Raw genomic sequence first — 24,169 nt, 5'->3', positions numbered from 1 at the left:
TTGGGCCTGCCGACGGGTCTGCGTTCACGCTGCGTGTAGTAGCTTTCCCAGCACTGTGGGCACTGGGAGAGGGCGCGCTGGTGGCTGACACTGTTGATCACGACTACTCGACGGGCGCGGCCGGGATAGTGCCGGAGGCCGAACGCCGCTCCCGCTACCACTTCGTCGCCCTGTGGGTGACCCTGGCGGCCGGCTTCACCTACCTGTTCCTGGGTTTCCAGTACCACGACGCCGGCTACTCGCTGGCGCAGGCGATCGCCGCCGGCGCGATCGGCGCGGTGGCCTACTTCCTCTACGCCCTGCCGGCCGCCTACCTGGGCTCCACCACCGGCCAGACCCATGCCCTGCTGACCCGCTCCATCCTCGGCAAGATCGGCTCGGTGCTGGTCAGCCTGCTGCTGATCGGGGTGGCCGCCGGCTGGACCGCGTTCGCCTTCAACCTGCTGGCCACCCTGTTTGACGGCCTGTACGGCTGGGGCCACATCGCGGTGATCAGCGTGCTGCTGGCGGTGCTCGGCATCGCCAACAACCTGTTCGGCTTCAAGGGAATCGCCGCCTTCGCCCGCTGGGTCGCGGCGCCGCTGATGATCATCTGGGTGCTGTACCTGGTGATCAAGGGCCTGGGCACGATGCCGGCCGACGCGCTGGCCGCCACGCCCAAGGCGACCTCGGAACTGCCCTTCCTGACCGGGGTCGGGGTGGCCATCGGCTCGGTGATGTGGGGCAACGAGCCCGACACCTGGCGCTACGGCAAGCCGAAGTTCCTGTGGCCGGCGCCGGCCTTCGGCGTGGCCTTCGCCGTGGGCCTGGTGCTGTTCGTGGCCGGCGGCTGGATGATGGCCCAGCTGTCCGGGGCCGGCCAGTACGACTTCGGGCCGGCCTTCCACTACACCGTCGAGTACTCGCTGTTCGGGCTGCTGTGGCTGGGCGGGCTGGTGGCGCTGGTGCTGATCGTGGCGATCAACGACGGCAACTACTACGAGATGATCAACGGCGGGCAGAACCTGCTCGGCACGGTCCCGGGCTGGAAGCGCTGGCGCACCTGCCTGCTGATGGCCGTGATCGCCGCGGTGTTCACCTGGCAGTTCCCGGACGTGCAGGACGGCTTCTACCAGGTCGCCAGCTGGTCCTCGATCGCGCTGCCCAGCACCACGGTGGTGATGTGCGTGGACCAGTTCTGGCTGCGCAGGCGCCGGGTCGACGAGGTCCCGACCTGGCGGGAGTCGGCCCTGGCCAACTGGCCAGGGCTGGTCGCGGTGGTGCTGGCGGTGGCCTTCGGCGCGTGGGGCCTCGGCCTGCTGCCGGGCCAGGACTCCGCGCCCGAGGCCGGCATCGTGCCGGTCGAGACGTGGCTGCTGGCCGGGTTGATCTACGCTGCACTGGCCGCCGCTGTCGCCGGGAAGCCGAACGCCGCGGCCGTGCTGGGCTTCAGCCGGCGGCTGACGAGAGCCGACCACTGAGGGGACACACGCAGCGATGACCGCTTCGGCCCGCGAACTGCTGGAGACCGCCCGCAAGGACCTCGCCCCGGGCGAACACGAGAACCGGCTGGTGCCGCTGATCGCCGCCGGCGCCGCCGACCGCAAGGCCCTGGCCGCGCTGGCCGCCGAGCAGCACCGGATCATCGTCAGCGACTGGCGCAGCTTCCTGGTGCTGGCCTCCCGCTGCGCCGACCCGGCCGCCGGGGCCTTCTTCTCCGGCCTGGCCGCCGGCGAGGGCCAGGCGCTGGACAACCTGGGCAAGTTCGCCAAGGCCGCCGGCCTCTCCCGGCAGGACATCGACGACTACCGGCCGCTGGCCGGCTGCCAGGCCTATCCGTCCTATCTGGCCTGGCTGGCCCTGAACGGCGAGCCCACCGACGTGACCCTGGCCGTGGTGGCCAACTTCGCGGCCTGGGGCAACTACTGCTCGGCCGTGGCCACCGGCCTGCGCGAGCACTACGGCTTCGACGACGACGGCTGCTCCTTCTTCGACTTCTTCGCCGCGCCCGCCCCCGACGGCGACGAGCCGGCCATCGCCGCCGTGCAGGCCGGCCTGGACGCCGGCCACGGCACCAAGGCCGCCTTCGAGTACGGCCGCCTGATCCAGAGCTACGAGCTGATGTTCTGGAACACCCTGGCCGAACTGGCCTGATCGACCGTATGGGGGACGGAGCAACCATGAGCACCGGCAACTACATCGAGGCCGTCCTGGACGGCATCGGCGCCGATCCGGATCGGGTCGTGTTCCACCAACCCGACGGCAGCACGCTGACCGCCGCCGCCGTGACCGATCTGATCCACCGCACCGCCCATGTCCTGCGGGCTCGGGGCGTGCGCCACGGCTCCACCGTGGCGCTGCTGTCCGGCAACCGGGCCGAGGTGCAGACCACCCGCTACGCCGCGAACCTGCTCGGGGCCCGCATCGTGTCGCTGTACGAGGGCATGGCCGCCGAGACGCTGGCCGTGATCGCCGCCGACGTCGAGACCGACGTCCTGGTCGCCGATCCGGAGCACGCCGCGCAGGCGGCATTCATCGCCGAACGGGCCCTGATCAAGGAAGTGCTGTCGTTCGACGACCTGCTCGCGCTGGTGGCCGACGCGCCGAGCACGCCGATCGCCCCCGAGCCGGTGCGCGAGGACGAGATCTGGTGCGTGCGGCACACCGGCGGCACCACGGGGCATCCCAAGGGCATCACGATGACCTTCGGGGCGCACCTCGCGCAGCTGTCCGATCCGCGGCGGCCACGCACGCCCAGCGTGCTCCTGGTGGCCAGCACCCTGGCCCACATGGCCGGCATGTTCGTCGACGGCGTGCTGACCGGCGGCGGCAGCGTGATCGTGCGGACCGGGTTCGAGCCGGCCGAGGTCCTCGACGCCATCGAGCGGCACCGGGTGAACGCCATGTGGCTGCTGCCGGCACTGCTCTACCGGCTGACCGAGCAGCAGCGGCGCCGGCCCCGGGACACGTCCAGCCTGCGCATGGTCATGTACGGCGGCGCGGCGGCGTCACCGGCTCGGCTGGCCGAGGCGGTCGAGGCCTTCGGCCCGGTGCTGATGCAGGTCTACGGGCAGACCGAGGCCGGCGGCATCAGCGCGCTGATGCCCGAGGACCACCGGCGCCCCGAGCTGCTCGGCACCGCCGGCCGGCTCACTCCCGGCGTCGAGCTCCGCTTCGTCGACGCCGACGGCCGGGACGTGCCCGCCGGCCAGAGTGGCGAGATCGTCAAGAAGTCGACCGGCGAGTCCCGCGGCTACCTCAACAACCCGGAGCTGACCGCCCAGGTCTGGCGGGACGGCTGGGTGCACACCGGCGACGTCGGCTTCCTCGACGCCGACGGCTACCTGCACATCCAGGACCGGATCAAGGACATGATCATCGTCGTCGGCGGGCACGTCTACCCGGCCGAGGTCGAGGCCGTGCTGCTGACCCATCCGGCCGTCGCCGAGGCCGCCGTGTTCGGCGTGCGCGACACCGACGGCGTCGAACAGGTCCACGCCGCCCTGGTCCTGCGCTCCCCACTGGACCTGGCCGCGGTCCAGGCCCACGTCGCCGAGCACATGGGCCGGCAGTACGCGCCGGCCGGCATCACCGTGCTGGACGCGATCCCGCTGACCGACGTCGGCAAGCCCGACAAGAAGCTGCTCCGCGAGCAGATGCGGTAACACGCCCAGCGGCCCCCTCGACATCCGAGTCGGGGGGACCACATGCTGCGCTTTCACTTCACTGCCGAAGATCTGCTCAGCACCCGGGTGGCCGCGGGGCCGGCGGCCGCCTGGGAGCTGCTGCTCAGCCTGCACCTGTTGCAGTCCAAGGCCGGCGGGGCCGTCTTCCGGTCATGGCGGGCGGCGGCCGTGCGCACGCTGACCGACGCCATGTGGCTGCGGGAGCTGTTCACGCTGACGCCGGCGCGCGGCTACTCCCCCGATTTCCTCACACCGACCGGCGATCTCGACGAGGCGCTCGACATGATCGTGCGCACGCCGGCCGAGCGTCTGCGGACGGAGCTGTCCGGCCTGGCGGGCAAGCGAACCGTGCCCAAGCTGGTGGCCGAACTGCTGGCGAACGACCGCAAGCGGCTCGTGGACCTGCTGCGGGAGTACCACCGGGTCGCACTGAAGCCGGTGTGGCCGCAGGTGCTGGCCGCGGTGGACACCGACCGCGCGATGCGCGGCCGGGCCATGCTGGCCGGCGGCATGGATGCGCTGCTGGGCGGACTTCCCGACTGCGACTGGGAAAACCGGGTCCTCACCGTCGACTACCCGGTCTCCCGCGACGTTCACCTGAACGGCCGCGGCCTGCTGCTGACGCCGTCGGCGTTCTGCTGGCGGCGGCCGATCACGCTGGCGGACCCAAAGTTGCCGCCGGTGCTGGTCTATCCCGTCGAGCACGGCGACGAGTGGACCGGGGCCGCCCCGACGCGGCCGCTGTCCGACCTCATCGGCCGCACCAGAGCCACCGTGCTGACGATCGTCGGCGACGGCTGCACCACCGGCGAACTGGCTTGTCGGGCGGTCATTTCCGCCGCATCGGCCAGCGAGCACGTGGCCGTGCTACGGGGCGCCGGACTGCTGTCCACCCGCCGGCTCGGCCGGTCCGCGGTGCACCGGCTGACACCGCTGGGCCGGTCCCTGCTCCACCGCGGCGACCTGGATCTTTCGGCGGTGCCCGAAACGACGGGCGGCCGCCGCTGACCCGGTGCCAGACTCGTGCCATCGGGGCATGAGGGGGACGCACGTGACGGGCGCTTTCACCGGTGGCCAACTGAGTTTTCCCAATGTGGAGACGCTGGTCGCGACCTTTCTCGCGGCCCAGCCGGCACTGGCCGGCGTGCACGTCGGCCCGGACCTGCCGGCCAACTGGGACAACCGGTCGGCCGCGGTGTACGTGCAGCGGGTCGGCGGCGCCTACGACGAGGACCAGCAGGTCGACCAGGCGCTGATCCGGCTCGACACCTACGGGCCGACCAAGACGGACGCGCTGAACCTGGCCGGAACCGCCCGTGGCCTGATGCCGACGCTGGTCCGCGGCGTGCAGGGCGTCAGCTGGATCAGCGAGGACTACGGGCCACAGTGGTTCTCCGACGCCAAGCACGACAACGCGCCCCGCTACATGACCCGGTTCCGGGTGACCGTCCACATCGGACCAAAGACCGCCTGATCTTTTTCGGAGGGGAATCCCATGGCAGGACAGAACACCGGGGAGATCCGGGTCGCCGGCGTCGGCCACGTGTACGTGGCGCCGGTGGGCACCGCCCCGCCGGCCGACTTCACCGCGGGCTGGGCCGGCTGGCAGGACCTGGGCTTCACCACCCAGGACGGGGTCAAGGTGGTGAAGAAGGACAAGATGGACCCGGTGGAGACCTGGCAGGCGGTCGCCCCGGTGCGGCTGGTGCACGCCCAGCGGGACCTGTCCCTGAAGTTCACGCTGTTGCAGGTCAACGCCGACACGCTGCCGTTCTTCTTCGGTGGCGGCACGCTGGACCCGAAGACCGGCTACACCATCTCCGGCCTGGCCCACACCGACGAGCGGGCGCTGGGCATCGAGTTCAACGACGGTCCGCAGGTCGTGCAGCGGATCGTGGTGCCGCGCGGCGCGGTCACCGAGACCGACGACACCTCGATCACGCGCACCGCCCCGATCAAGCTCGGCGTCACCTTTGTGGCCCTGCTGGGCGCGAACAACGGCCTGGCCACCTGGACGATGAACACCCTCACCGCGACCGCCGGTTCCTGAGGAGAGCGAGAAAACCCATGGGCTACAACGTCAACGCGGCGCGGGCGCAGCGGCTGGAGGCCACCGGCGAGCGCTGGGAGTTCGAGCTGGACGGCGAGACCTTCTCGCTGCCCACCGAGCTGTCCCGGGCCACCGTGCGGGATCTGGCCGCGCTGGACCCGTCCGATCTGGACGGTCTGCTGGCGGCCATGCTCGGCCCCGAGCAGTTCGAACGGTTCGCCACGCACCACACGTCCGTGCAGGACATCCAGGCGCTGCTGGAGGCGTACGGCCAGGAAACCGGGATGGCGCTGGGGGAAGAGTCGGCCTCGACGCGCTCCTGACCGAGCACGCCGAGGCCGTCGAGGCGGACCTGCTCCGCCACTACGGCGTGGACCTGCTCGACCACTACCGGGGCACGCTGTCGGCGCGCCGGCTGCGGGTGCTCGTCCAGCACCTGCCCGCCGACAGCAACCTGGTTCGCGCGCTGCACGGCGAGCAGGCCGGCTGGGGACTGACCGACCACCTGCTGGCCACGGTCGTCGACCAGCTGGCCGTGGCCAACTGGCTGTTCGTGTGCGCCAACAACGACGGCGACCGGCCCGATCCGCCGACGCCGCTGCCACGGCCGGGGATCGAGGAGCCGGAGCCCGAGCGCGGCTCCACGCCGGAGGAGATCGCCGCCTTCTTCGGTGGCCTGTGAACAGCATGAGGGGGTGGGCATGAGCGGTGCGGGGACGGAGTCCGCCGCCCAGTACGAGGCCGCCGTCCGGGCCATGGTCCAGAACGTCCAGGGTCAGGTCCAGGCGGCCATGTCGCAGGTGGCCAAGGACATCCAGGGCAGCTTCGCGCAACTGGTCGGCACGCAGGTCAAGGCTCTGGGCGACGGGTTGCGCAGCGCCGCGACGGCGGCGCAGTCGGTGGACGCGAACGCCCGTGTGCTGGTGAGCACCGTGAAGTCGCTGCCGGGCGACATCGGCGCCTTCGTGCGGCAGGCCGGCCAGGCCGGGCCGCAGCTGCTGGCCATCGGCAGGAACGCGCTGGACTCGGCCAAGAACGTGGTCAGCATGAGCAAGGAGCTGGTCGCGCTGCCCAAGACGTTCGGGGCGATCGGCGAGGTCACCAAGGCCTGGAAGACCGCGCAGGAGGGCGTGAACGTCGCGTTCCGGTCCAACCCGATCGGATTCGTCCTGCAGATCGTGCAGAAGTTCCTGCCGCTGTTGATCAACCTGATCCAGCACAACGCCACGCTCAGAGCCGCGTTCGAGAAGGCGTTCCAGCTGATCGGCAAGATCGTCTCGACGGTGATGGGCATCGTGGAGAAGGTGATCACCACCGCCTGGCCGATCATCGAGAAGGTGTTCCAGACCGCGATGACGGTGATCAGCAAGGTGATCGGCGTGGTGTGGCCGGCCATCCAGGCCATCATCGCCGGCGTCAGCGCGTTCATCCAGGCGCTGATCCAGAAGGTGTGGCCGGCGATCGTCGGCGTCGTGCGCGGCGCGGTGGAGTTCATCCACACCGTCATCTCCACCACGTTCAACGCGGTCCAGGCCGTGGTGAGCACGGTGTGGAACACCATCAAGACGATCATCACCACCGCGGTCAACACGGTCATCGCCATCATTCACGGCATCGGCCAGGTGTTCACCATCGTCAAGGACGCCTTCGGCCGCGCGGTGACCGCGGTCAGCGACGCGATCGGTTCGGTGATCAGCTGGGTGGCCGGGCTGCCCGGCCGGATCCTCGGCGCGCTGGCCGACTTCGGCAGCCTGCTGTTCAACACCGGCAAGGACCTGATCATGGGCTTGATCAACGGCGTCAAGAACATGGCCAGCCATCTGCTGGACACCATCAAGAACTTCATCCTCGACCACATTCCCGGGCCCATCAAGAGCATCCTGGGCATCTCGTCGCCGTCCAAGCTGATGGCCGGCTACGGCCAGAACATCGGCGAGGGTCTGGCCCAGGGCATCGAGGGCAGCACCGGGCTGGTCAACGCCGCGATGACCAAGCTGGTGCCGGCGCCGAAGCCGGTCTCGGCCATCGCCGGCATGGCCGAGATGGCCCGGTCCTCGTTGACCGGCTTGGGAAACCGGCTGTCCGCGACCGGCGCCGCGGCCGCGGCGGCCGCCACCGCGGGCGGCGTGTCGGTGAACGTCTATCCGCAGCAGGGGCAGTCCGAGTACGAGATCGGTCGGATCGCCGCCCGCGAGGTCGCATGGGCAGGGAAGCGATGACAGCAGACTTCACCGCGTTGCAGCTGCCCGTCTACGCCGCGGACGTGTGGGCCGGCAACACCGTCGACCCGGACGGCGTCGAGTGGTGGGTCACCAAGGAGCAGGGCTGGAACGACAGCCCGGACATGCGGCTGGGCCTGGTCGACAAGGCCCGCGCCGACGGGGCGTTCGACTCCCCCGGCTACCGGTCGCCGCGCGTGATCACGTTGGAGGGGCTGGCCATCGCCCCCAGCTGGGAAGCCAAGGAGCTGGCCAAGAACCGGCTCGCGGCGGTGTTCGCCGACGCCACCGTGCTCGGCACGTTCCAGGTGCGGGAGCGGCTGTTCGACCGGCAGGTGCGGGCCCGGCTGTCCAACCACGCCAAGATGGCCGACCGCACCCGCACCACCTTCGAGTGGTCGCTCCAGCTGACCGCGCCCGATCCGATGCGCTACGGATCCGTTGCCTACCAAGCCAACTGCGGCTTGCCGCGGCCTTCGGCCGGCGAGACGTTCCCGTGGACGTTCCCGCTGGACTTCGGCGCCCCGGTCGGCGGCGCGCTGCTGCTGGCCAACCAGGGCACCGCCCCGGCCCAGCCGATCTGGACCATCCAGGGGCCGTGCGCGCAGCCGGCGATCGTCAACCAGAACACCGGGCAGCGGCTGTCGTTCTCGCTGACGCTGGGCGCGGAGACGCTGTACGTGGACACCACGGCGCGCACCGTGCTGCTCGGCGACGCGTCCCGACGGTCCACATTGGAGCCGGGCTCGTCGTGGTTCACGCTGCCGCCCGGGTCCACCTCGGTCGCCTTCGAGGCCGCCGACGGCGCCGCCACCGCCACGCTGATCGCCTACTGGCGAGACACCTGGATCTGAGCAACGGGAGTTGGAGATGACAGGCGAATTCCACCCGGGCTGGGTGAACGGGATCGACGCGACCGCGGCCCGACTGGCCACCGGCCTGCTGGCGGCGCCGGACGGCTCGGCATCGGCGACGCCGCTGAGCTCGCTGGCCGGCATCCGCCCCACACCGGGCTTTCCGGGCCAGGTCGCCGTGGTCGCCGGCAGCAATCCGGTCGCGGTGTCGGTGAACCCGTTCCAGGCCGTGATCCCGGACCTGACCCCCGGCGGCGGCGGCGCGTTCCTGGCCACCCTCGGCTCGGCGCAGCAGCTCCCGCTGGCCGCGGCGGACGGCCAACAGAACCGCGTCGACCGGGTGGTCGCCGAGATCGATCCCAGCGCCCCCAACGGTTTTGTCGTGCACGTGGTGACCGGCCAACCCGCCAACCCGCCGCTGCCGCCAGCCGTGAAGAACCCGAGCTACCTGGAGCTGGCGCAGGTCCGGGTGCCGCCCACCGGCGGCGGCACGCCCACCGTCACCGACAGGCGGACGCTCACCAGCGCCCTGGGCGGGGTGCTGCCGGTGTTCAAGCCGGAGCAGCGGCCGGTCGCGCCGTACCAGGGCATGTACGTGCATCGTTTGGACACCAACAACCTGGAGCTGTTCGACGGCGCGACCTGGCGGACCGCGGTCAACACGATCGACACCGGATGGAAGCCGCTCACCTTGCGTCCCGGCTGGTTCTTCCCATCCGACCAGACCGACCTCCAGCCGCCGCAGGTCCGCCGGATCGGCGACACCACCCACCTGCGCGGCATGGTGTGGACGTCGAACGCGGTGCCGCCCAACCACCCCGACCCGCCGGTGGCCATCGGCGAGATGGCCGTCGACTGCAAGCCGCCGCACGCCCGGGTGTGGTCGGCCCCGGCTAGCGCCAGCGGCTCGATCCAGGTCTCGGTCACCAACTTCACGCTGCACCTCCAGTCCTTCCAGAGCGGCGGCCTCAAGGCCGGCGAGTGGATCAGCGTCGAGACGTCGTGGATCAACACGTGACCTACACGTACCTGATCGCCGACACCAGGACCGGGCTGATCCTGGACGAGCTGCCGCTGACCGGGGTCAGCTTCGACAAGAAGCTCAACGACACCGGCACGTTCCGCGGCAGCCTCCAGGTCACCGACCCGAACGTGAGCATCCGCGATCCGCGGGTGCTCACCACGCCCGGCCGCAGCTGCCTGTACGTGGACCGGGACGGAGTCCTGTTGTGGGGCGGCATCATCTGGACCACGACCTACGCGGTGGCCACCGGCTCGCTGGAGATCGGGGCCGCCGACTTCCTGTCGTACTTCGAGCACCGGTTCGTGCTGGGCACGCCGCTGGCCGCGGACCCGTCATCGACGCCGCCGGTCACCTACACCGATGTGGACCAGCTGGCCATCGCCCGCGATCTGGTCGGCACGGCCCAGAGCCATCCCGGCGGCGACCTCGGCATCGGTTTCACCGGCCCGGACTCCTCCGGCGTCACCCGCAGCCTCGCCTACGCGCCGGGCGACCTCAAGGTCGTGGCCGACGCGCTCAAGGACCTGGCCACCGCGGCCGGCGGCTTCGACTTCGTGGTCGACGTCCGCTACGGCGACGACGGCCGGCCGCTGCGGGAGCTGCGGGCCGGCTTTCCCCGGCTGGGCCAGGCCGGCGGGCCGTTCGTGTGGGAGTTCGGGGCCAACATGATCGACTTCAGCTGGCCGCAGGACGCGTCGGTCATGGGCAACCGGGCGTTCACCCAGGGCTCCGGCGGCCAGGCCCTCGGGCTCGCCGCCGCCGATCCCGCCGGCTGGCCGCTGCTGGAGCTGACCACCAGCCAGATCGACACCGCCGACCCGGGGCTGCTGGCCGACTGGGCCGCCGGCACCCTCGCCGCGCAGGGCCGGCCCGTCGCGTTGCCCGAGCTCACCGTGCGGGCCGACGCCTATCCGCAGGTCGGCCTGTACGAGGTCGGCGACGACGCCCGCATGGTCGTCGACGACCTGTTCTTCCCCGGCCAGCAGCTCGACGTCACGATGCGCATCCTCAGCCTGGCCGTCACGCCCGGCGACGAGGGCCAGGAAGAGGTCCAGCTGACGGTCTCCTCGTTCGAGCAGGAGCAGTGATGGCCAAGGTCAACCACCGGGACACCCTGGACACCTCGCTCCGCGAGCTGCAACGCCGCCTGCGCCTGCTGGAGGCCCGGCACGCCGCCACGAATGCCGCCCCCGCTGCGCCCCACGCCACGAACGCTGCCTTCACTGTCGCTGCCGCGCAGTTCGTCCCGGCCCGGCCGGTGGACTGGTGGCAGCTGGTCGACGCCTCGGACTGGACCGACCTCGCCGCCGCTGCCGTCCCCGCCACGGCCACCGCCGTCCGACTGTGGGCCGACGGCTCGGGCGATGTGCGGGTCCAGGTCGACGGCCGGCCCGACGCGGAGTTCACCGCCGGGGAGCACACAATCGCCGTGACCGAAGGCTGGGTCCGCATCCAGGGCCGCGGCACGGTCCAAGTCTTCGCGACCCTGGCGTGACCGTCAGCGGGCCGGGTGCTCGGGGGACAGCTCGGTGGGCTTCTTGAGGTCGCCGACCTCGCCCCGGCGCAGCAGGTCGAGGAACAGGTCGACGACGTCCGGGTCGAACTGGGTGCCGCGGCCCTGGCGCAGCTGCTCGGCGGCGGCGTCGACGCTGAGGGCCGGCTGGTACGGGCGGTCGACGAGCATGGCGGCCCAGGAGTCGCAGATGGCCAGCACACGGGCCTCGACCCGGATGCCGTTGCCCACCAAGCGGGACGGGTAGCCGGTGCCGTCGTAGCGCTCGTGGTGCTGGCGGATGATGTCGGCGACGACGCCGAAGCCGGGCACCATGCGGGCCAGGCGGTAGCCGTACTCGGGGTGCTGGCGGACCAGCCGCCACTCGTCCTCGGTCAGGGCGGTGGGCTTGGTCAGCACCGCCTCCGGGATGACGATCTTGCCGATGTCGTGCAGCCGCCCGGCCAGCTCGGCGTTGCGGGCCATGGCCTCGTCCTGCCCGAGCGCGGTGACCAAGGTCAGCGCCCAGCGGCTGATGGCCAGGCTGTGGTCGTGCGCGGCCAGCAGGGCGTCGACCTCGTCGGCGACGTGGCTGAGGTAGTCGATCATCGCGGTGTGGTCGGTGGCCACGGCGGTGCTGGTGGCCGAGGCCTCGCCGACGACGACCCGGTCCCGCCCGCGGGCCTTGGCCACGTACAGGGCCCGGTCGGCGGTGGCGACCAGCTCGTTGGGACTGTCGCCGTGCAACGGGAAGCACGCGGCCCCGACCGACACGGTGACGGCGATCCAGGTGTCCTCGGAGATGGCGACGGGGCTGCTGGCCACCCGCACCCGCAGCCGTTCGGCGATGGTCTGGAGCTCGGTCAGGCTGGCCTCGGGCACCAGCAGCGCGAACTCCTCGCCGCCGTAGCGGGCCAGCACGTCCCCACCCCGGGCGGCGCCGCGCAGCCGGGCGGCGATCTCGATCAGGGCCTGGTCGCCGGCCGGGTGCCCGTAGCGGTCGTTGATCGACTTGAAGTGGTCCACGTCCACGATGAACACGGCCAGCGAGCCGCCGCCGCGCCGGGCCCTCGCCACCTCGATGGGCAGCTGGGCCTCGAAGAAGCGCCGGGTGTGCAGGCCGGTCAGCGCGTCGGTGATGGCCAGCCGCCGCTGGTCGGACACCAGCCCGGCCAGCCGCGCGATGGTCAGCCCGAACAGCGCCGCGCAGGCCAGCGCGATCACCGGGATGTCCCGGAAGTCGCCGCGGTTGGCCTGGATGAACAGGGTCACCGGGGCGATCAGCGCGGCCCCGCACAGGGCGGTGATGCGGGCCGGGCCGATGCTGGCGTCGCGCACCGGCGAGGGATCGGTGAGCCGAGCCATCGTCGGATGCAGCGCGGCCGCGCCCAGCCCGAGGTTGCCGGCCAGCCAGATGGCGTCCAGGAAGTTGCCGGTGACGTAGGTGCCGGACAGCTGCTGCGACACGTACATCGTGTCGGCGGCGACGAAGGCCAGCATGTTGAACGTCAGCAGGTAGAACGAGGCCGGCCGGCGGCCGCCGCCGAGGATCAGTCGCAACGCCACGGTCAGCATCAGCAGGTCCAGCACCGGGTAGGCCAGGGAGAAGGCCTTGACCACGATCGGCGCGTCCAGCCGGGCGTTGGGGGCGATCAGGAACAGCCAGGACAGCATGGCCGCGCCGACGCCGATCACCGCGGCGTCGAGGATGCCGGGCAGGTCGCGGCCGGGGGTGCGGCGGCGGATCAGCATCAGCAGGCCGGCCACGACCAGCGGGTAGTGGGCCACGTAGAGCGGGTCGGCGACGCCGGGGTAGTCGAGGTTGCCGAAGGCGTAGTGGGCGACGTAGAAGCTGGTGTCGGCGGCGGCGTAGACGACCTGGCTCAGGGCCAGCATGAACCACGGCAGCCGGGGCCGAGGGCGGTGCCGCAGCACGCCGATGATCACCATCACCGCGGCCGAGGCGCTGTCCAGGCAGTACAGCAGGATTCTGACGCCGACGCCGGCCCCCACCGGCGGCACGAGGTAGTAGGCCAGCATCACCAGGGCGCCGGCCGACAGATAGCCGATCCACAACCGGTCGTTGTCGGTACGCGGACCCCTCGCGCCCATGCAAGCACCCTCTCATCCGGAATTGGTCGACGGATCAGTTCACCGTCCCCTATCCCGATCGCGTGCGTCTCAGGATAGGGGATAACGACGGTACGACCGTGCCAAAGACCGGAGCCGAAAGAGCATCGCCGATTTCTCACGTTGGAAAGGTGAGGGCCGGTGTGGGTTGACGAAGCCGCCGCGCATGTCAACCCACACCGGGGTCTGTGCTGCTCCCTGGGGCGTACCCTGGGTTGCTGAAACACACAGTAAACGTTTTCAATGGCGGTGTCCAGCCCCTGAGCGAGCGGAGGAGCCAGCCGATGTTGCGCAGTCAACGGTGGTACGCGGGCGAGGGCCTGCGGACGTTCAGCCACCGCACCCGGACCCGCCAGCTGGGCATCGGCGGGCCCGAGCACCTGGGCAAACCGGTCATCGCCATCGTCAACACGTGGACCGAGCTCAACCCCTGCCACAGCCACCTGCGGGAACGGGCCGACGCGGTCAAGCGCGGCGTCTGGCAGGCCGGGGGCTACCCGGTCGAGCTGCCGGCCGGCTCGATGGGCGGCGAGACGTTCCAGAAGCCGACCGCGATGCTGTACCGGAACCTGCTGTCCATGGAGACCGAGGAGATCCTGCGGTCCTACCCGGTCGACGGCGCGGTGCTGATGGGCGGCTGCGACAAGACCACCCCCGGCCTGCTGATGGGCGCGACCAGCATGGACCTGCCGGCGATCTTCGTGCCGGCCGGGCCGATGCTGCGCGGCAACTGGCGCGGCGAGGTGCTGGGCAGCGGCAGCGACATGTGGAAGTACTGGGACGACCGGCGCGCCGGCCTGGTCGACGACCGGCAGTGGAGCGAGTTGGAGGAGGGCCTGGCCCGCTCCCCCGGCCACTGCATGACCATGGGCACCGCGTCCACGATGACCTCGGTGGCCGAGGTGCTGGGCATGACCCTGCCGGGCGCGGCGTCGATCCCGGCCGTCGACTCCGGGCACGAGCGGATGGCCGCCGCGTCGGGCCTGCGGATCGTCGAGATGGTCCGGGAGGACCTGCGGCCGTCCCTGCTGCTGGACGAGCGCGCCTACCGGGACGCGATCACCACCGTGCTGGCGTTGGGCGGCTCCACCAACGCGGTCATCCACCTGGTCGCGATGGCCAACCGCAGCGGGGTGAAGATCACCGCCGACGACTTCGACCGGGCCTCGCGGGACGTGCCGGTGCTGGCCGACCTGCGGCCCAGCGGCCGGTTCCTGATGGAGGACTTCTACTACGCCGGCGGGCTGCGCGGGCTGCTGAGCCGGCTGCGCGACCGACTGCACCTGGACCGTCCGACCGCGTCCGGCAAGACTTTCGGCGAAACCCTTGCCGGGGCGGAAGTCTTCAACGACGAGGTCATCCGGACGCTGGACAATCCCCTGGCCGCCGACGGCGGGCTGGCCGTGCTGCGCGGCAACCTGGCGCCGGACGGAGCAGTCATCAAGCCGATCGCCGCACGGCCGGAACTGTTGTGCCACACCGGTCCCGCCGTCGTCTTCGACGGCTACGCCGATCTCCAGCGCCGCATCGACGACGAGGACCTGCCGGTCACCGCCGACTCGGTGCTGGTGCTGCGCGGGGCCGGTCCACTGGGCGGGCCGGGCATGCCCGAGCACGGAATGCTGCCCATCCCGAAAAAGCTGCTGCGCGAGGGGATCCGTGATCTGGTGCGGATTTCCGACGCGCGAATGAGCGGCACCAGTTATGGCACTTGCGTATTGCATGTTGCACCGGAGTCGCACGCGGGCGGCCCGCTGGCATTGCTCCACAACGGTGACATGGTCACCTTGGACGTGTCGAAACGGCTTTTGCACATGCATGTCGAGGAGACCGAACTGGCCCGCCGCCGGGCGGCCTGGACGCCGCCGCAGCCCCGATACACCCGCGGCTACGGGGCCCTGTTCAGCCGGCACATCACGCAGGCCGACCAGGGCTGCGACTTCGACTTCCTCGCCGAGCCGGGTCGCACGCCCGAACCTGACGCGACCTGACTCGAAGATCCCGTACAGTTCGGTTGCTCCAGGAAGGCAGGTGGATGTCGGTGGCGGTGACCATCCGCGACGTGGCGCGGCAGGCCCAGGTGTCGGTCGCCACGGTGTCGCGCGCGCTGACCTCGCCCGACCTGGTCCGCGCCACGACCAGGGAACGGGTGCTGGCCGTCGCCGCCGATCTGGGCTACCAGCCCAACCTGGCCGCCCGCGGCCTGATCACCGGCAAGACCGGCAACATCGGCATCGTGGTGCCCGACCTGAACAACCCGTTCTTCACCGGGGTGCTCAAGGGCGTGCAGAACCAGGCCCGGATGGCCAGCCACGCGGTGTTCGTCGCCGACAGCGACGAGGACCCGGCGGCCGAGGAGCAGCTGGTGCGGGCCATGGCCAAGCAGGTCGACGGCGTCATCCTGTGCTCGCCCGGCATCGACGAGCAGCAGGTGCGGGAGCTGGCCGACGCCACCACCCTGGTGCTGCTCAACCGGCGCATGCGGGGCGTGCCGGCGGCGCTGATGAACTCCGGCTCCGGCATGCGGCAGGTGATCGACCACCTGGTGGCGCTGGGACATCACCGGATCGCCTACCTGAACGGGCCTCGCACCTCGTGGTCCAACAAGGAGCGTCGCCGGGGTCTGCGCATCGCCGTGCAGCGCCACGACGTCGACCTGGTCGACATGGGCCCGTTCCCGCCGCGCTACGAGGGCGGCTTGCAGGCGGCCGATCTGGCCATCGCCGAGAACGTCACCGCCATCGTGGCGTACAACGACATCATGGCGCTGGGTGTGCTGGCGCGGCTGCGGGACCGCGGCGTGCGGGTGCCCGACGACGTGTCGCTGACCGGGTTCGACGACCTCATGTTCGGCGCCCTGTGCCAGCCGCCGCTGACCACCGTGGCCATGCCGGTCGTGCCGGCCGGGCGGCTCGCGGTCGACCTGCTGCTGGACCGGCTGGCCAACCGGGACGCCGAGGTGCGCCAGGACGAGCTGGACACCCAGCTCATCGTGCGCGCCACCACCGCGCCGCCGGCCTGATCGCGCACGAGAAAGGGGCCGCGCCGGCGGCCCCCTTCTCGTTGCTGTCTAAGGCTTTACGGCTTGGGCAGGGCACACCCGGCCTTGGTCAGGTCCACCGCGCTGCCGGTCAAACAGCCGGCCAGCAGGTAGGTCTCCTCGCCGTAGTTGGTTCCCTCGTGGACGGTGACGTTGCCGTTCTCGTCCACCTCACACGGATTGTCGACGGTGCAGCGCTCGCCGCTCTCGTTGCCCGTGTTGTTGATGCCGATCAGCTTGCCGCTGGGGTCCTCGATCGGCGAGCCCGAGGTGCCGCCGATGGTGTTGCAGGTGGACGTGTAGCGGATCGAGTCCTTCCAGGTCCAGTCGCCTTCCTTGAGGCGGTAGACGAAGCCGTCGATGTCGCAGCTATAGATCCGCTTCCAGTAGCCGGAGACGACCTTGATCGCCGTGCCCTGGGTCGGGTGCACGGTGGAGATCTCCAGCGGGCTGATGCCGTAGCTGGTCCTGATCGCGTCGTAGGTGGTGTTGAGCTGGTACAGGGTGATGTCCGTGTCGGTCATCGTCGCGTAGGCGACCTTGGTGGCCCGCAGCGTCGCCTTGTTGGCGCCCGTCGGGCTCAGCAGGGTGAAGGTCCGGGTCGAGGCCTTGTTCACCAGGACCTGGCCCGGGCTCAGGAAACCGCCCTCGTAGCAGTGGCCGTTGGTGAGCACGAGGGCCGGGCCCGATGTCGGCGCGCTGCCCAGCTTCACCAGGGAGCCCGAGCAGTTGTTCAGGGCCACGGTTCCGGAGAAGTCGATCGCCGCGGGGGCGGCGGTCGCCGCCGGGGCCGTCAGTGCGGTTGTCGCGAGCAGTGCGCCGAGCAGGGTGCCGAGGACGCTCTTACGCATGGCAGGGAATCCTTCCGTGGCTCCGGGTCAGGTGACACGGTGTAACAGTGTCGGACCAGTTGACCCGCTCGCCACGCGGCCCGCTACCCGCCGAAAGTCGGACGTTTCACCCACCCGAGCGAGCTACGCGAGTGGCTCAGGTGGCTTCAGAACGCAAGTAAGCCACTCACGTGCGGCCGATTTGCCGGCCGACCGGCCCGCACCTCCGACGTCCGCCCGCACCGCCGGCGTCCGGCTGTCGCCCCACCTCCGCCATCCGGCGCTCTGCCCTGCCGCCGCCAACTACCCTCCGTAGTGCCATCTTGTAGGATTGTTCAACAAGACCTACCCTTCCAGGCACCCCCATCCCGTGAAGGAGGTCACATGGTCGTCCTCATCGGCGTCGCCCTGGTGGTGATCGGCTTCGCGCTGCGGCTGAACCCGATGCTGGTCGTCACCGTCTCCGGCATCGTCACGGCCCTGCTCGGCGGCCTGAACCCGGTCGCCATCCTGGACACCTTCGGCGCCGGCTTCGCCTCGAACCGCTCGGTCACCATCTACGTGATCACCCTGCCGGCGATCGGCCTGCTCGAACGGTACGGCCTGCTCCAGCAGGCGTCCCGCCTGATCGGCAAGCTGCGCGCCCTGACCACGGGCCGGCTGCTCGCCGCGTACCTGCTGATCCGCCAGGGCACTGCGGCCCTGGGCCTCAAGGACATGTGCGGCCCGGCCCAGACTGTCCGGCCGCTGATCGCCCCGATGGCGCTGGCCGCGGCCATCCGCAGGCACGGCGAGCTGTCCGACCGGCAGATCGAGCGGGTCAAGGCCTACTCGGCCAGCGCCGACACGGTCGGCCTGTTCTTCGGTGAGGACATCTTCCTGGCCATCGGCTCCATCCTGCTGATCACCAGCTTCGTGGACAGCACATACCACCTGAAGCTGGACGCCCTCCAGATCGCGATCTGGGCCATCCCCACCGCCGTCTGCGCGTACCTGATCCACGGCGCGCGGCTGCTGTGGCTGGACCGGACCCTGGCCCGCACCGCCATCGAGCAGGAGGTGGCGGCATGATCGACGCCGAGTGGCTGTACTGGGTGTGCGGCCTGTTCTTCGTGGTCGGCGCGAGCTTCAGCTACCGCCAGGCGCAGTACGGCGGGGCGGCGTTCTGGGCGCTGCTGGGACTTTCCTTCTGCTACTCCACGTTCGTGGTCGACAAGACCGCGCCGGCGTGGCCGCTCGGGCTGGCCGTGCTGGTGATCGCCGGCCTTGCCGGTTTCGGGGCCCTGGGCCGGACGACCATCGCCACCACCGGCCAGGCCGACCGCATCACCGCCGCGAGCATGTTGCGCGGCAAGCTGTTCGTGCCGGCGTTGATGATCCCGCTGGTGGCGCTGATCTTCGCCACGATGATCGCCTCGATCACCGTGAACGGGAAGCCGTTGCTGGCCACCGGAACCGCGACGCTGACCGGCCTCGGCGTCGGCGCGCTGCTGGCCGTCGCCGTTGGTCTGGTGCTGTTGCGCCCGGCCGGCGGCCTGCGGGCCGGCGTTCCCCTCGCCGAGGGCAGCCGGCTGCTTCAGGCGATCGGCTGGGCCGCCGTGCTGCCGCAGATGCTGGCGGTGCTGGGTCTGCTGTTCGCCAACGCCGGCGTCGGCGCCGCCGTGGGCTCCGTCGTGTCCGCGATCCTGCCCAAGGGCTCGCTGCTGATCGCCGTGATCCTCTACTGCGTGGGCATGGCGCTGTTCACGATCATCATGGGCAACGCCTTCGCCGCCTTCCCCGTGATGACCGCCGCCGTCGGCTGGCCCGTGCTGGTCCAGCAGTTCCACGGCAACCCGGCCATCGTGTTCGCCGTGGGCATGCTGGCCGGCTTCTGTGGCACGCTGTGCACACCGATGGCGGCGAACTTCAACATCGTGCCGGCGGTGCTGCTGGAGATGAAGGACCGCTACGGTCCGATCAAGGCCCAGCTGCCCACCGCCGCGCCGCTGCTGGTGTGCAACATCGCGATCATGTACCTGATGGGATTCTGACGCCATGACCACAGTGCTGCTGACCGGGTTCGAACCGTTCGCCGGGGACGCCACCAACCCCTCGTGGGATGCCGTCCAGCTGGTCGACGTGCCCGGTGTCGACCTGGTCAAGCAGCTGCTCCCGTGTGCCTTCGGCGCCTCCGTCACCGTCTTACGGCAGGCCGTCGAGCTCCACGACCCCGACCTCGTGATCGCCGTCGGCCTCGCCGGCGGCAACGAGGCCATCACCCCCGAGCGCGTGGCCATCAACCTCGACGACGCCCGCATCCCCGACAACAACGGCCGGTCCCCCGTCGACGAGCCCATCGTCGACGGCGGCCCCGCCGCCTACTTCACCCGCCTCCCCGTCAAAGCCGGCGTCACCGCCCTGCAGGCCGCCGGCCTCCCCGCCGCCGTCTCCCACTCCGCCGGCACCTTCGTCTGCAACCACGTGTTCTACGGCCTCATGCACCTCATCGCCACCGAACGCCCCTCCCTGCGCGGCGGCTTCGTGCACGTGCCGTACAGCACCGAGATGGCCGTCCCTGACCGCCCCGCCCTCCCCTTGCCCGCCATCGCCGCCGGCCTCGCCGCCTTCACCCGCGCCTGCGTCGAGACCTCCGTCGACCTCCACGTCACCGGCGGCGCCCTGCACTGACGTCGGGCGTCACTCCCGATCCGGGCTCGCCGGATCGGCCATGCCCGCGGCCCGAGCGCCGACCTTGTCCACAAGGTCCGAGGTGTTCGCGGACGCAGAAGTACGTGCTACCGAGCGAGGACGTCGTACTCCAGCAGGTAGGCGTGCGCGACCTTCACCGTGTCACAGAACTCGACCGGCACCTCATTCGTGTCGTACGCCGTACGCAGCAAGGTCATCACCGGGACTCCAGCGCCGATCTCCAATGCTCTACGCTCGTCGGGGGTCGGCATCCGAGCCGAGATCTCCTCGGTGAAGTGCGCCAACCGGTGGCCGGCGTCTTCGATCCGCGCATAGATCCCACCCGGGCCGGTGTTGACCTCCGCGATGCCGGTGCCCGCCGCGATGGCCGCCGGAATGTAGGACGTCGCGATCTCGACCGGTCGTCCGTCAGCCAAGTAGCGCCGGTACCGCACAACTACGTTGCTGTCGTCATCGGACAGACGCAACCGGCGCGCGATCTCAGCGGAGGCCGGCTCGTTGGTGACACGAATCTGATCCACGCTCGCGGTGTGCCCAGATGCTTCCGCCTCGGCCAGGAAGGCCGACTTCCCTTGCTCCCTGTGTCGGCGGGCGAACCGATCCGAGGCCAACCGGCGCACCGGAGGGGCCGAACGAACAAAGACACCCTTGCCGTGTTCGGCGACGACCAAGCCCTCGCCACGCAGTTCTTGAACGGCCTGCCGGACGGTCATCCGCGCAACGCCGAAGTGAGCGATGAGCTCCGCCTCCGACGGCAACTTCTCGCCGGGAGCGAGACGTCCGAGTGCGATCTGTTCGCGCAGGAGCCCGGCAATCTGACGGTACGGTGGCCGACCATCCGACCTGTCTACCGTTCCGAGCCCCAGCACATGCCACACTCCTTTAGACGACCAGACGAGTAGGGCTAGTGTCGCACAGCCCGAGGATCAGTGAAAGCGCAGGCATGACCGAGACACCGCGCCATTCCGTGAGCGTCGCCGGGATCGTCGTCAATGAGGAAGGCAAGGTCCTCGTCATCCGTCGCCGCGACAACAACCGGTGGGAACCGCCGGGCGGGGTGCTCGAACTCGACGAGACCTTCGAGCACGGCGTACGACGCGAGGTCCACGAAGAGACCGGGTTGTCGGTCCGTGTCGAACGACTGACCGGTGTCTACAAGAACCTCACGCGCGGGATCGTCGCGCTCGTCTTCCGGTGCACACCTGAAGCGGGCAACACCACCACCACCGACGAAGCGCGGGAAGTCCGGTGGATGTCGGTCGACGAAGTCCGGGAAGTGATGGCACCGGCCTACGCCGTACGAGTCACGGACGCCTTCGACGACACAACGCGGACACGGGCCCACGACGGCGTCGCGCTCGTCAGCGAAGACCGAGCCTGAGACGAGACCTCCGAGAGAACCTCTGGCAGCTGGTCGCGGTTGCGGCTCATGGGCCCGCGCCGCGCGGTCGCCGACAGCCGCTGAACCCGTGGAGCGAGACTGTCCAATGCGAACGGTCCGCGCCAGAACGGCGACCCCGGCGAGTCGCGCTCGGTGGCTAGGCATGACTCACGGGGGTTTCGGAGCGGAGGGTGCGGACGGAGCGGAAGGAGAGGGCGGCGGCGGTGGCCAGGAGGGTGATGAGGGCGGCGGCGATGAGGGTCGACTGGGCGCCGATGGCGGCGGCGACGGGGCCGGCGACCACCTGCCCCAGCGGGATGGCGACGAAGGAGCCGACGGCGTCGTAGGCGTAGACGCGGGCCAGCCGGTCGGCCGGAATGTGTTGTTGCAACGAGATGTCCCACGCGATACCGGCTTGTTCCATGGTGAAGCCGGTCAACGCCAACGTCACCACCATGACCACCAAGGTGGGCGCGACCGCCAGCCCGACCAGGGGCCCGGCGTCCAGGACGACCAGCGCGACGCCGACGCCCAGCGCATGCCGCGGTTGCCAGCGGGCGGCGACGAAACCGCCGATCAGCGCCCCCACGGTCTCGGCGGCCAGCGCCAAACCCCAGCCGGTACGGCCGAACGTCTGGTCGGCGATCGCGGGCCCGAGCACCTGTAGCCCGCCCACGTTGACGGCGTTGACGAACAGGAACTGCACGACGACGACCCACAGCCAGGTCCGACCGGTGAACTCGACCCAGCCCTCACGCAGATCCGCCATCATGTGCGACGGCTCGCGGACCGGATCGGGCACACGCACGCGCATGAAACACAGCGCTGCCAGCAGAAAACCCAGCGCGTCGGCGGCGATGCCCCAGCCCGGCCCGACCGCGGCGACGAGCACGCCGGCCACCGAGCCGCCGGCGATCATCGCCAGGCTCCGCGTCATCCGGGACGCGGCGTTGGCCGTGCGCAACAAAGTTGCCGGCACCGTCTGCGGTGTCAGCGCGCTGGACGCCGGCAGGAACGCGGCCGACAGCGCGCCGTTGACCACGCCGAGCACGGCCAGCAGCGGCACCGAAGCCGTTCCAGTCAGCACGAGCAGCGCCACCAGCGCCTGGGATATTCCCGCGCCCAGGCTGGAACCCTGCAACACCAGCGCCCGCGGCAGCCGGTCGGCCAGCACGCCGCCGGCCAGCAGCAGCGCCACGTTGGCCAGGGAGCGGGCGGCCACCACCAGACCGAGGTCGGAAACCGACCCGGTCAGGTCCAGGACGGCGAAGGCCAGCGCGACCGGCGCCATGGCGTTGCCGACGAAGCTGATCCCCCGCCCGAGCGTCAGCCACCGGAAATCGCGGTGACGCAACAGCTCAGCGAACACCAAACGAGCATGTCAGGCCGGTCGAGCGATTTTTCTACAGGCAGGAGTAGACGGCCTCGATGAGCTCCATCTTGCGCGGGTCGTCGGCGATCACGTTGCCCATCAGGTTCATCACGTGCCCGACGGCCAGGCCGGCCTCGGGATCGGCCAGCCCGAACGAGCCGCCGAAGCCGTCGTGCCCCACGGCCCGCGGATTGGGCCCGTAGTGCCCGTCCTTGCCGGAAAGCCACAGGCCCAGCCCCAGTTCCGAGGCACGCCCACCCAGTCCGGCGTCGCCGATGACCAGATCGACGCACGCCCCTTGACCTTCCCGGGCTCGTTCCGCCTGCGCCGCCCCGAGCAGCCGTTGTCCGCCGGCGACACCGCCCCCGGCGAACGCCCCGTACAGCGTGGCGACCGCGCGGGCCGTGGCGTGCCCGTTGGCCGCGGGAATCTGCGCGGCCCGCCAGTAGCCGGCGTTGCCCTGGTCGGGCCCCACTACCGGATTTGTCAGCACGGCCAACGCAACCGGATTGAGCTGCGCGAACATCGCGTGGAAGGCCGCGGGGTCCGGGGGCGGCGGCTGCACGAGGGTGGCGACGCGGTGGTTGTCCGCCGGGGACAGTCCGATCCGGAAGTCGGCCCCGGTCGGGCCGGCCGCCTCACGGTCCAGGAATTCCCCCACCGACGACCCGGTGACCCGATGGATCAGTTCGCCGACAAGGAAACCGTAGGTGAGCGCGTGGTAGCCGGACGCGGTTCCGGGCGGCCACCACGGCTGGGTGTCCGCCAGCCGAGTGATCATCAAGTTCCAGTCGGCCAGCTCCTCGGCCGTGGTCGGCTCACGGAACGCGGCCAGCCCGGCACGGTGTGAGACGAGGTGTCGGACCAGCACCGCGTCGTTCGTGAACTCCGGCCAGTACTTACGGACGGGCGCGTCGAGGTCGAGTCGGCCGCGGTCGACCAGCATGTGGAACGCCAGCGCCACCACGCCTTTGGTGGTGGACCAGACGTTGACGATGGTGTCGCCCGACCATGGTCTGGCTCGATCGGGATCGGCGTGGCCACCCCACACGTCGACGACTTCCCGATCACCCACGCGCACCGCGACGGCCGCGCCGAGCTGCCGGCCGTCGGCCAGCTGAGCTGCCAGAACGTCTCGCACGGGAGCGAATGCCGGGTCGCAGGTGCCATCGACGCCGAAGGCCGCCACGTCAACCACATCCTCGTTCGATCGGATACGGCTGTTGCCGACGCAAGAACATACCGACCGGTTGGTCGGATCTCAACCGCCGATCCGCCCCGGGCCCGGCGATGGCCCGAAAAGGTCTCATGGTGTTGATTCAGGTTGCGAAGATCTCCCCAGTGGATCACCGTATGGGGACACCGGCCGTCGGCGGGCCCACCGGGGCACCGGGATCGGCGCACCACGACCGGCGCTCGAC

General features: G+C 70.5%; 24 protein-coding genes. 19 read left to right on the top strand and 5 right to left on the bottom strand.

Features of this window, described 5'->3' with window-relative positions:
* The first annotated feature begins 80 nt into the window (after positions 1-80).
* Genes ACIG5F_RS09820 through ACIG5F_RS09760 form a run of 13 tightly spaced genes read left to right on the top strand, consistent with a single transcriptional unit; the run spans position 81 to position 11,307 of the window.
* Complete coding sequence (locus ACIG5F_RS09820) at positions 81-1,460, top strand: cytosine permease (protein ID WP_396517079.1); 1,380 nt, start codon at positions 81-83, stop codon at positions 1,458-1,460.
* Between the two features lie 16 nt (positions 1,461-1,476).
* The gene (locus tag ACIG5F_RS09815; protein ID WP_396517078.1) at positions 1,477-2,133 is read left to right on the top strand and encodes a transcriptional regulator; all 657 of its coding nucleotides are present in this window, start codon (positions 1,477-1,479) and stop codon (positions 2,131-2,133) included.
* A gap of 26 nt (positions 2,134-2,159) precedes the next feature.
* Positions 2,160-3,644 carry an AMP-binding protein gene (locus tag ACIG5F_RS09810; RefSeq protein ID WP_396517077.1) on the top strand — a complete coding sequence of 495 codons (1,485 nt, stop codon included), beginning with the start codon at positions 2,160-2,162 and terminating at the stop codon, positions 3,642-3,644.
* 42 nt (positions 3,645-3,686) lie between these two features.
* Positions 3,687-4,673, top strand: a complete 987-nt coding sequence (locus ACIG5F_RS09805) for an ArsR/SmtB family transcription factor (RefSeq protein ID WP_396517076.1) — start codon at positions 3,687-3,689, stop codon at positions 4,671-4,673.
* Positions 4,674-4,716: 43 nt separating this feature from the next.
* Positions 4,717-5,139 carry a hypothetical protein gene (locus ACIG5F_RS09800; protein WP_396517075.1) on the top strand — a complete coding sequence of 141 codons (423 nt, stop codon included), beginning with the start codon at positions 4,717-4,719 and terminating at the stop codon, positions 5,137-5,139.
* 21 nt (positions 5,140-5,160) lie between these two features.
* Positions 5,161-5,715, top strand: coding sequence for a phage tail protein (locus ACIG5F_RS09795; RefSeq protein ID WP_396517074.1), 555 nt, complete (start codon positions 5,161-5,163; stop codon positions 5,713-5,715).
* Positions 5,716-5,732: 17 nt separating this feature from the next.
* Positions 5,733-6,038 carry a hypothetical protein gene (locus ACIG5F_RS09790; RefSeq protein ID WP_396517073.1) on the top strand — a complete coding sequence of 102 codons (306 nt, stop codon included), beginning with the start codon at positions 5,733-5,735 and terminating at the stop codon, positions 6,036-6,038.
* Positions 6,039-6,085: 47 nt separating this feature from the next.
* Entirely contained in the window at positions 6,086-6,397 is a 312-nt protein-coding gene (locus ACIG5F_RS09785; RefSeq protein WP_396517072.1) for a hypothetical protein, read from the top strand.
* A gap of 19 nt (positions 6,398-6,416) precedes the next feature.
* The gene (locus ACIG5F_RS09780) at positions 6,417-7,934 is read left to right on the top strand and encodes a hypothetical protein (protein ID WP_396517071.1); all 1,518 of its coding nucleotides are present in this window, start codon (positions 6,417-6,419) and stop codon (positions 7,932-7,934) included.
* A complete protein-coding gene (locus ACIG5F_RS09775; RefSeq protein WP_396517070.1) occupies positions 7,931-8,788 on the top strand; it encodes a phage distal tail protein in 858 nt (285 codons plus the stop codon). The genes ACIG5F_RS09780 and ACIG5F_RS09775 overlap by 4 nt, the downstream gene beginning before the upstream one ends.
* Positions 8,789-8,804: 16 nt before the next feature.
* Positions 8,805-9,806, top strand: coding sequence for a hypothetical protein (locus ACIG5F_RS09770; RefSeq protein ID WP_396517069.1), 1,002 nt, complete (start codon positions 8,805-8,807; stop codon positions 9,804-9,806).
* On the top strand, positions 9,803-10,900 hold the full coding sequence (locus tag ACIG5F_RS09765) for a hypothetical protein (protein WP_396517068.1): 1,098 nt from the start codon (positions 9,803-9,805) through the stop codon (positions 10,898-10,900). Before ACIG5F_RS09770 ends, ACIG5F_RS09765 begins: the two co-directional genes overlap by 4 nt.
* The gene (locus ACIG5F_RS09760) at positions 10,900-11,307 is read left to right on the top strand and encodes a hypothetical protein (protein WP_396517067.1); all 408 of its coding nucleotides are present in this window, start codon (positions 10,900-10,902) and stop codon (positions 11,305-11,307) included. The genes ACIG5F_RS09765 and ACIG5F_RS09760 overlap by 1 nt, the downstream gene beginning before the upstream one ends.
* Before the next feature lie 3 nt (positions 11,308-11,310).
* Here ACIG5F_RS09760 and ACIG5F_RS09755 read toward each other — a convergent pair whose 3' ends face one another.
* Entirely contained in the window at positions 11,311-13,416 is a 2,106-nt protein-coding gene (locus tag ACIG5F_RS09755) for a diguanylate cyclase (RefSeq protein WP_396517066.1), read from the bottom strand.
* 278 nt (positions 13,417-13,694) lie between these two features.
* Between ACIG5F_RS09755 and araD the strand changes: the two genes are divergently transcribed.
* Positions 13,695-15,425, top strand: a complete 1,731-nt coding sequence (gene araD / locus ACIG5F_RS09750) for an L-arabinonate dehydratase (RefSeq protein ID WP_396517354.1) — start codon at positions 13,695-13,697, stop codon at positions 15,423-15,425.
* Between the two features lie 44 nt (positions 15,426-15,469).
* Positions 15,470-16,456: a LacI family DNA-binding transcriptional regulator gene (locus ACIG5F_RS09745; RefSeq protein ID WP_396517065.1), complete on the top strand. Its 987-nt coding sequence runs from the start codon at positions 15,470-15,472 to the stop codon at positions 16,454-16,456.
* Between the two features lie 56 nt (positions 16,457-16,512).
* Here the strand turns inward: ACIG5F_RS09745 and ACIG5F_RS09740 are convergent, their stop codons facing one another.
* Positions 16,513-17,325: a serine protease gene (locus tag ACIG5F_RS09740; protein ID WP_396517064.1), complete on the bottom strand. Its 813-nt coding sequence runs from the start codon at positions 17,323-17,325 to the stop codon at positions 16,513-16,515.
* A 363-nt stretch (positions 17,326-17,688) separates the two neighbouring features.
* On the opposite strand from ACIG5F_RS09740, the gene ACIG5F_RS09735 reads away from it, so the two are divergent.
* The 3 genes from ACIG5F_RS09735 to pcp are packed head-to-tail and all read left to right on the top strand — an operon-like array spanning position 17,689 to position 19,974.
* On the top strand, positions 17,689-18,375 hold the full coding sequence (locus ACIG5F_RS09735; RefSeq protein WP_396517062.1) for a DUF969 domain-containing protein: 687 nt from the start codon (positions 17,689-17,691) through the stop codon (positions 18,373-18,375).
* The gene (locus ACIG5F_RS09730; protein ID WP_396517061.1) at positions 18,372-19,337 is read left to right on the top strand and encodes a DUF979 domain-containing protein; all 966 of its coding nucleotides are present in this window, start codon (positions 18,372-18,374) and stop codon (positions 19,335-19,337) included. Before ACIG5F_RS09735 ends, ACIG5F_RS09730 begins: the two co-directional genes overlap by 4 nt.
* A gap of 4 nt (positions 19,338-19,341) precedes the next feature.
* A complete protein-coding gene (pcp, locus tag ACIG5F_RS09725) occupies positions 19,342-19,974 on the top strand; it encodes a pyroglutamyl-peptidase I (protein WP_396517060.1) in 633 nt (210 codons plus the stop codon).
* A gap of 107 nt (positions 19,975-20,081) precedes the next feature.
* Here pcp and ACIG5F_RS09720 read toward each other — a convergent pair whose 3' ends face one another.
* Entirely contained in the window at positions 20,082-20,864 is a 783-nt protein-coding gene (locus ACIG5F_RS09720) for a GntR family transcriptional regulator (protein WP_396517059.1), read from the bottom strand.
* Positions 20,865-20,938: 74 nt separating this feature from the next.
* Between ACIG5F_RS09720 and ACIG5F_RS09715 the strand changes: the two genes are divergently transcribed.
* Complete coding sequence (locus tag ACIG5F_RS09715; protein WP_396517058.1) at positions 20,939-21,376, top strand: NUDIX hydrolase; 438 nt, start codon at positions 20,939-20,941, stop codon at positions 21,374-21,376.
* Between the two features lie 157 nt (positions 21,377-21,533).
* Here ACIG5F_RS09715 and ACIG5F_RS09710 read toward each other — a convergent pair whose 3' ends face one another.
* Both ACIG5F_RS09710 and ACIG5F_RS09705 read right to left on the bottom strand, forming a co-directional pair.
* The gene (locus ACIG5F_RS09710; protein WP_396517057.1) at positions 21,534-22,745 is read right to left on the bottom strand and encodes an MFS transporter; all 1,212 of its coding nucleotides are present in this window, start codon (positions 22,743-22,745) and stop codon (positions 21,534-21,536) included.
* Between the two features lie 34 nt (positions 22,746-22,779).
* Positions 22,780-23,889 (bottom strand): serine hydrolase domain-containing protein, encoded by a 1,110-nt coding sequence (locus tag ACIG5F_RS09705; RefSeq protein ID WP_396517056.1) that lies wholly within the window; start codon positions 23,887-23,889, stop codon positions 22,780-22,782.
* Positions 23,890-24,169: the final 280 nt, after the last annotated feature.

It is taken from the genome of Kutzneria sp. NPDC052558 (assembly GCF_044547355.1).
GTDB lineage: Bacteria > Actinomycetota > Actinomycetes > Mycobacteriales > Pseudonocardiaceae > Kutzneria.
The sequence above is the reverse complement of the archived record's forward strand: the minus strand, read 5'-3'. Positions and strand labels throughout refer to the sequence as shown.

Excerpts from the sequence above, each read along its gene's own strand:
- ACIG5F_RS09815 (WP_396517078.1), top strand. The coding sequence starts at position 1,477 with ATGACCGCTTCGGCCCGCGAACTGCTGGAGACCGCCCGCAAGGACCTC.
- ACIG5F_RS09810 (WP_396517077.1), top strand. The coding sequence starts at position 2,160 with ATGAGCACCGGCAACTACATCGAGGCCGTCCTGGACGGCATCGGCGCC.
- ACIG5F_RS09805 (WP_396517076.1), top strand. The coding sequence starts at position 3,687 with ATGCTGCGCTTTCACTTCACTGCCGAAGATCTGCTCAGCACCCGGGTG.
- ACIG5F_RS09795 (WP_396517074.1), top strand. The coding sequence starts at position 5,161 with ATGGCAGGACAGAACACCGGGGAGATCCGGGTCGCCGGCGTCGGCCAC.
- ACIG5F_RS09790 (WP_396517073.1), top strand. The coding sequence starts at position 5,733 with ATGGGCTACAACGTCAACGCGGCGCGGGCGCAGCGGCTGGAGGCCACC.
- ACIG5F_RS09780 (WP_396517071.1), top strand. The coding sequence starts at position 6,417 with ATGAGCGGTGCGGGGACGGAGTCCGCCGCCCAGTACGAGGCCGCCGTC.
- ACIG5F_RS09775 (WP_396517070.1), top strand. The coding sequence starts at position 7,931 with ATGACAGCAGACTTCACCGCGTTGCAGCTGCCCGTCTACGCCGCGGAC.
- ACIG5F_RS09770 (WP_396517069.1), top strand. The coding sequence starts at position 8,805 with ATGACAGGCGAATTCCACCCGGGCTGGGTGAACGGGATCGACGCGACC.
- ACIG5F_RS09760 (WP_396517067.1), top strand. The coding sequence starts at position 10,900 with ATGGCCAAGGTCAACCACCGGGACACCCTGGACACCTCGCTCCGCGAG.
- ACIG5F_RS09755 (WP_396517066.1), bottom strand. The coding sequence starts at position 13,416 with ATGGGCGCGAGGGGTCCGCGTACCGACAACGACCGGTTGTGGATCGGC.
- ACIG5F_RS09745 (WP_396517065.1), top strand. The coding sequence starts at position 15,470 with ATGTCGGTGGCGGTGACCATCCGCGACGTGGCGCGGCAGGCCCAGGTG.
- ACIG5F_RS09740 (WP_396517064.1), bottom strand. The coding sequence starts at position 17,325 with ATGCGTAAGAGCGTCCTCGGCACCCTGCTCGGCGCACTGCTCGCGACA.
- ACIG5F_RS09735 (WP_396517062.1), top strand. The coding sequence starts at position 17,689 with ATGGTCGTCCTCATCGGCGTCGCCCTGGTGGTGATCGGCTTCGCGCTG.
- ACIG5F_RS09730 (WP_396517061.1), top strand. The coding sequence starts at position 18,372 with ATGATCGACGCCGAGTGGCTGTACTGGGTGTGCGGCCTGTTCTTCGTG.
- pcp (WP_396517060.1), top strand. The coding sequence starts at position 19,342 with ATGACCACAGTGCTGCTGACCGGGTTCGAACCGTTCGCCGGGGACGCC.
- ACIG5F_RS09715 (WP_396517058.1), top strand. The coding sequence starts at position 20,939 with ATGACCGAGACACCGCGCCATTCCGTGAGCGTCGCCGGGATCGTCGTC.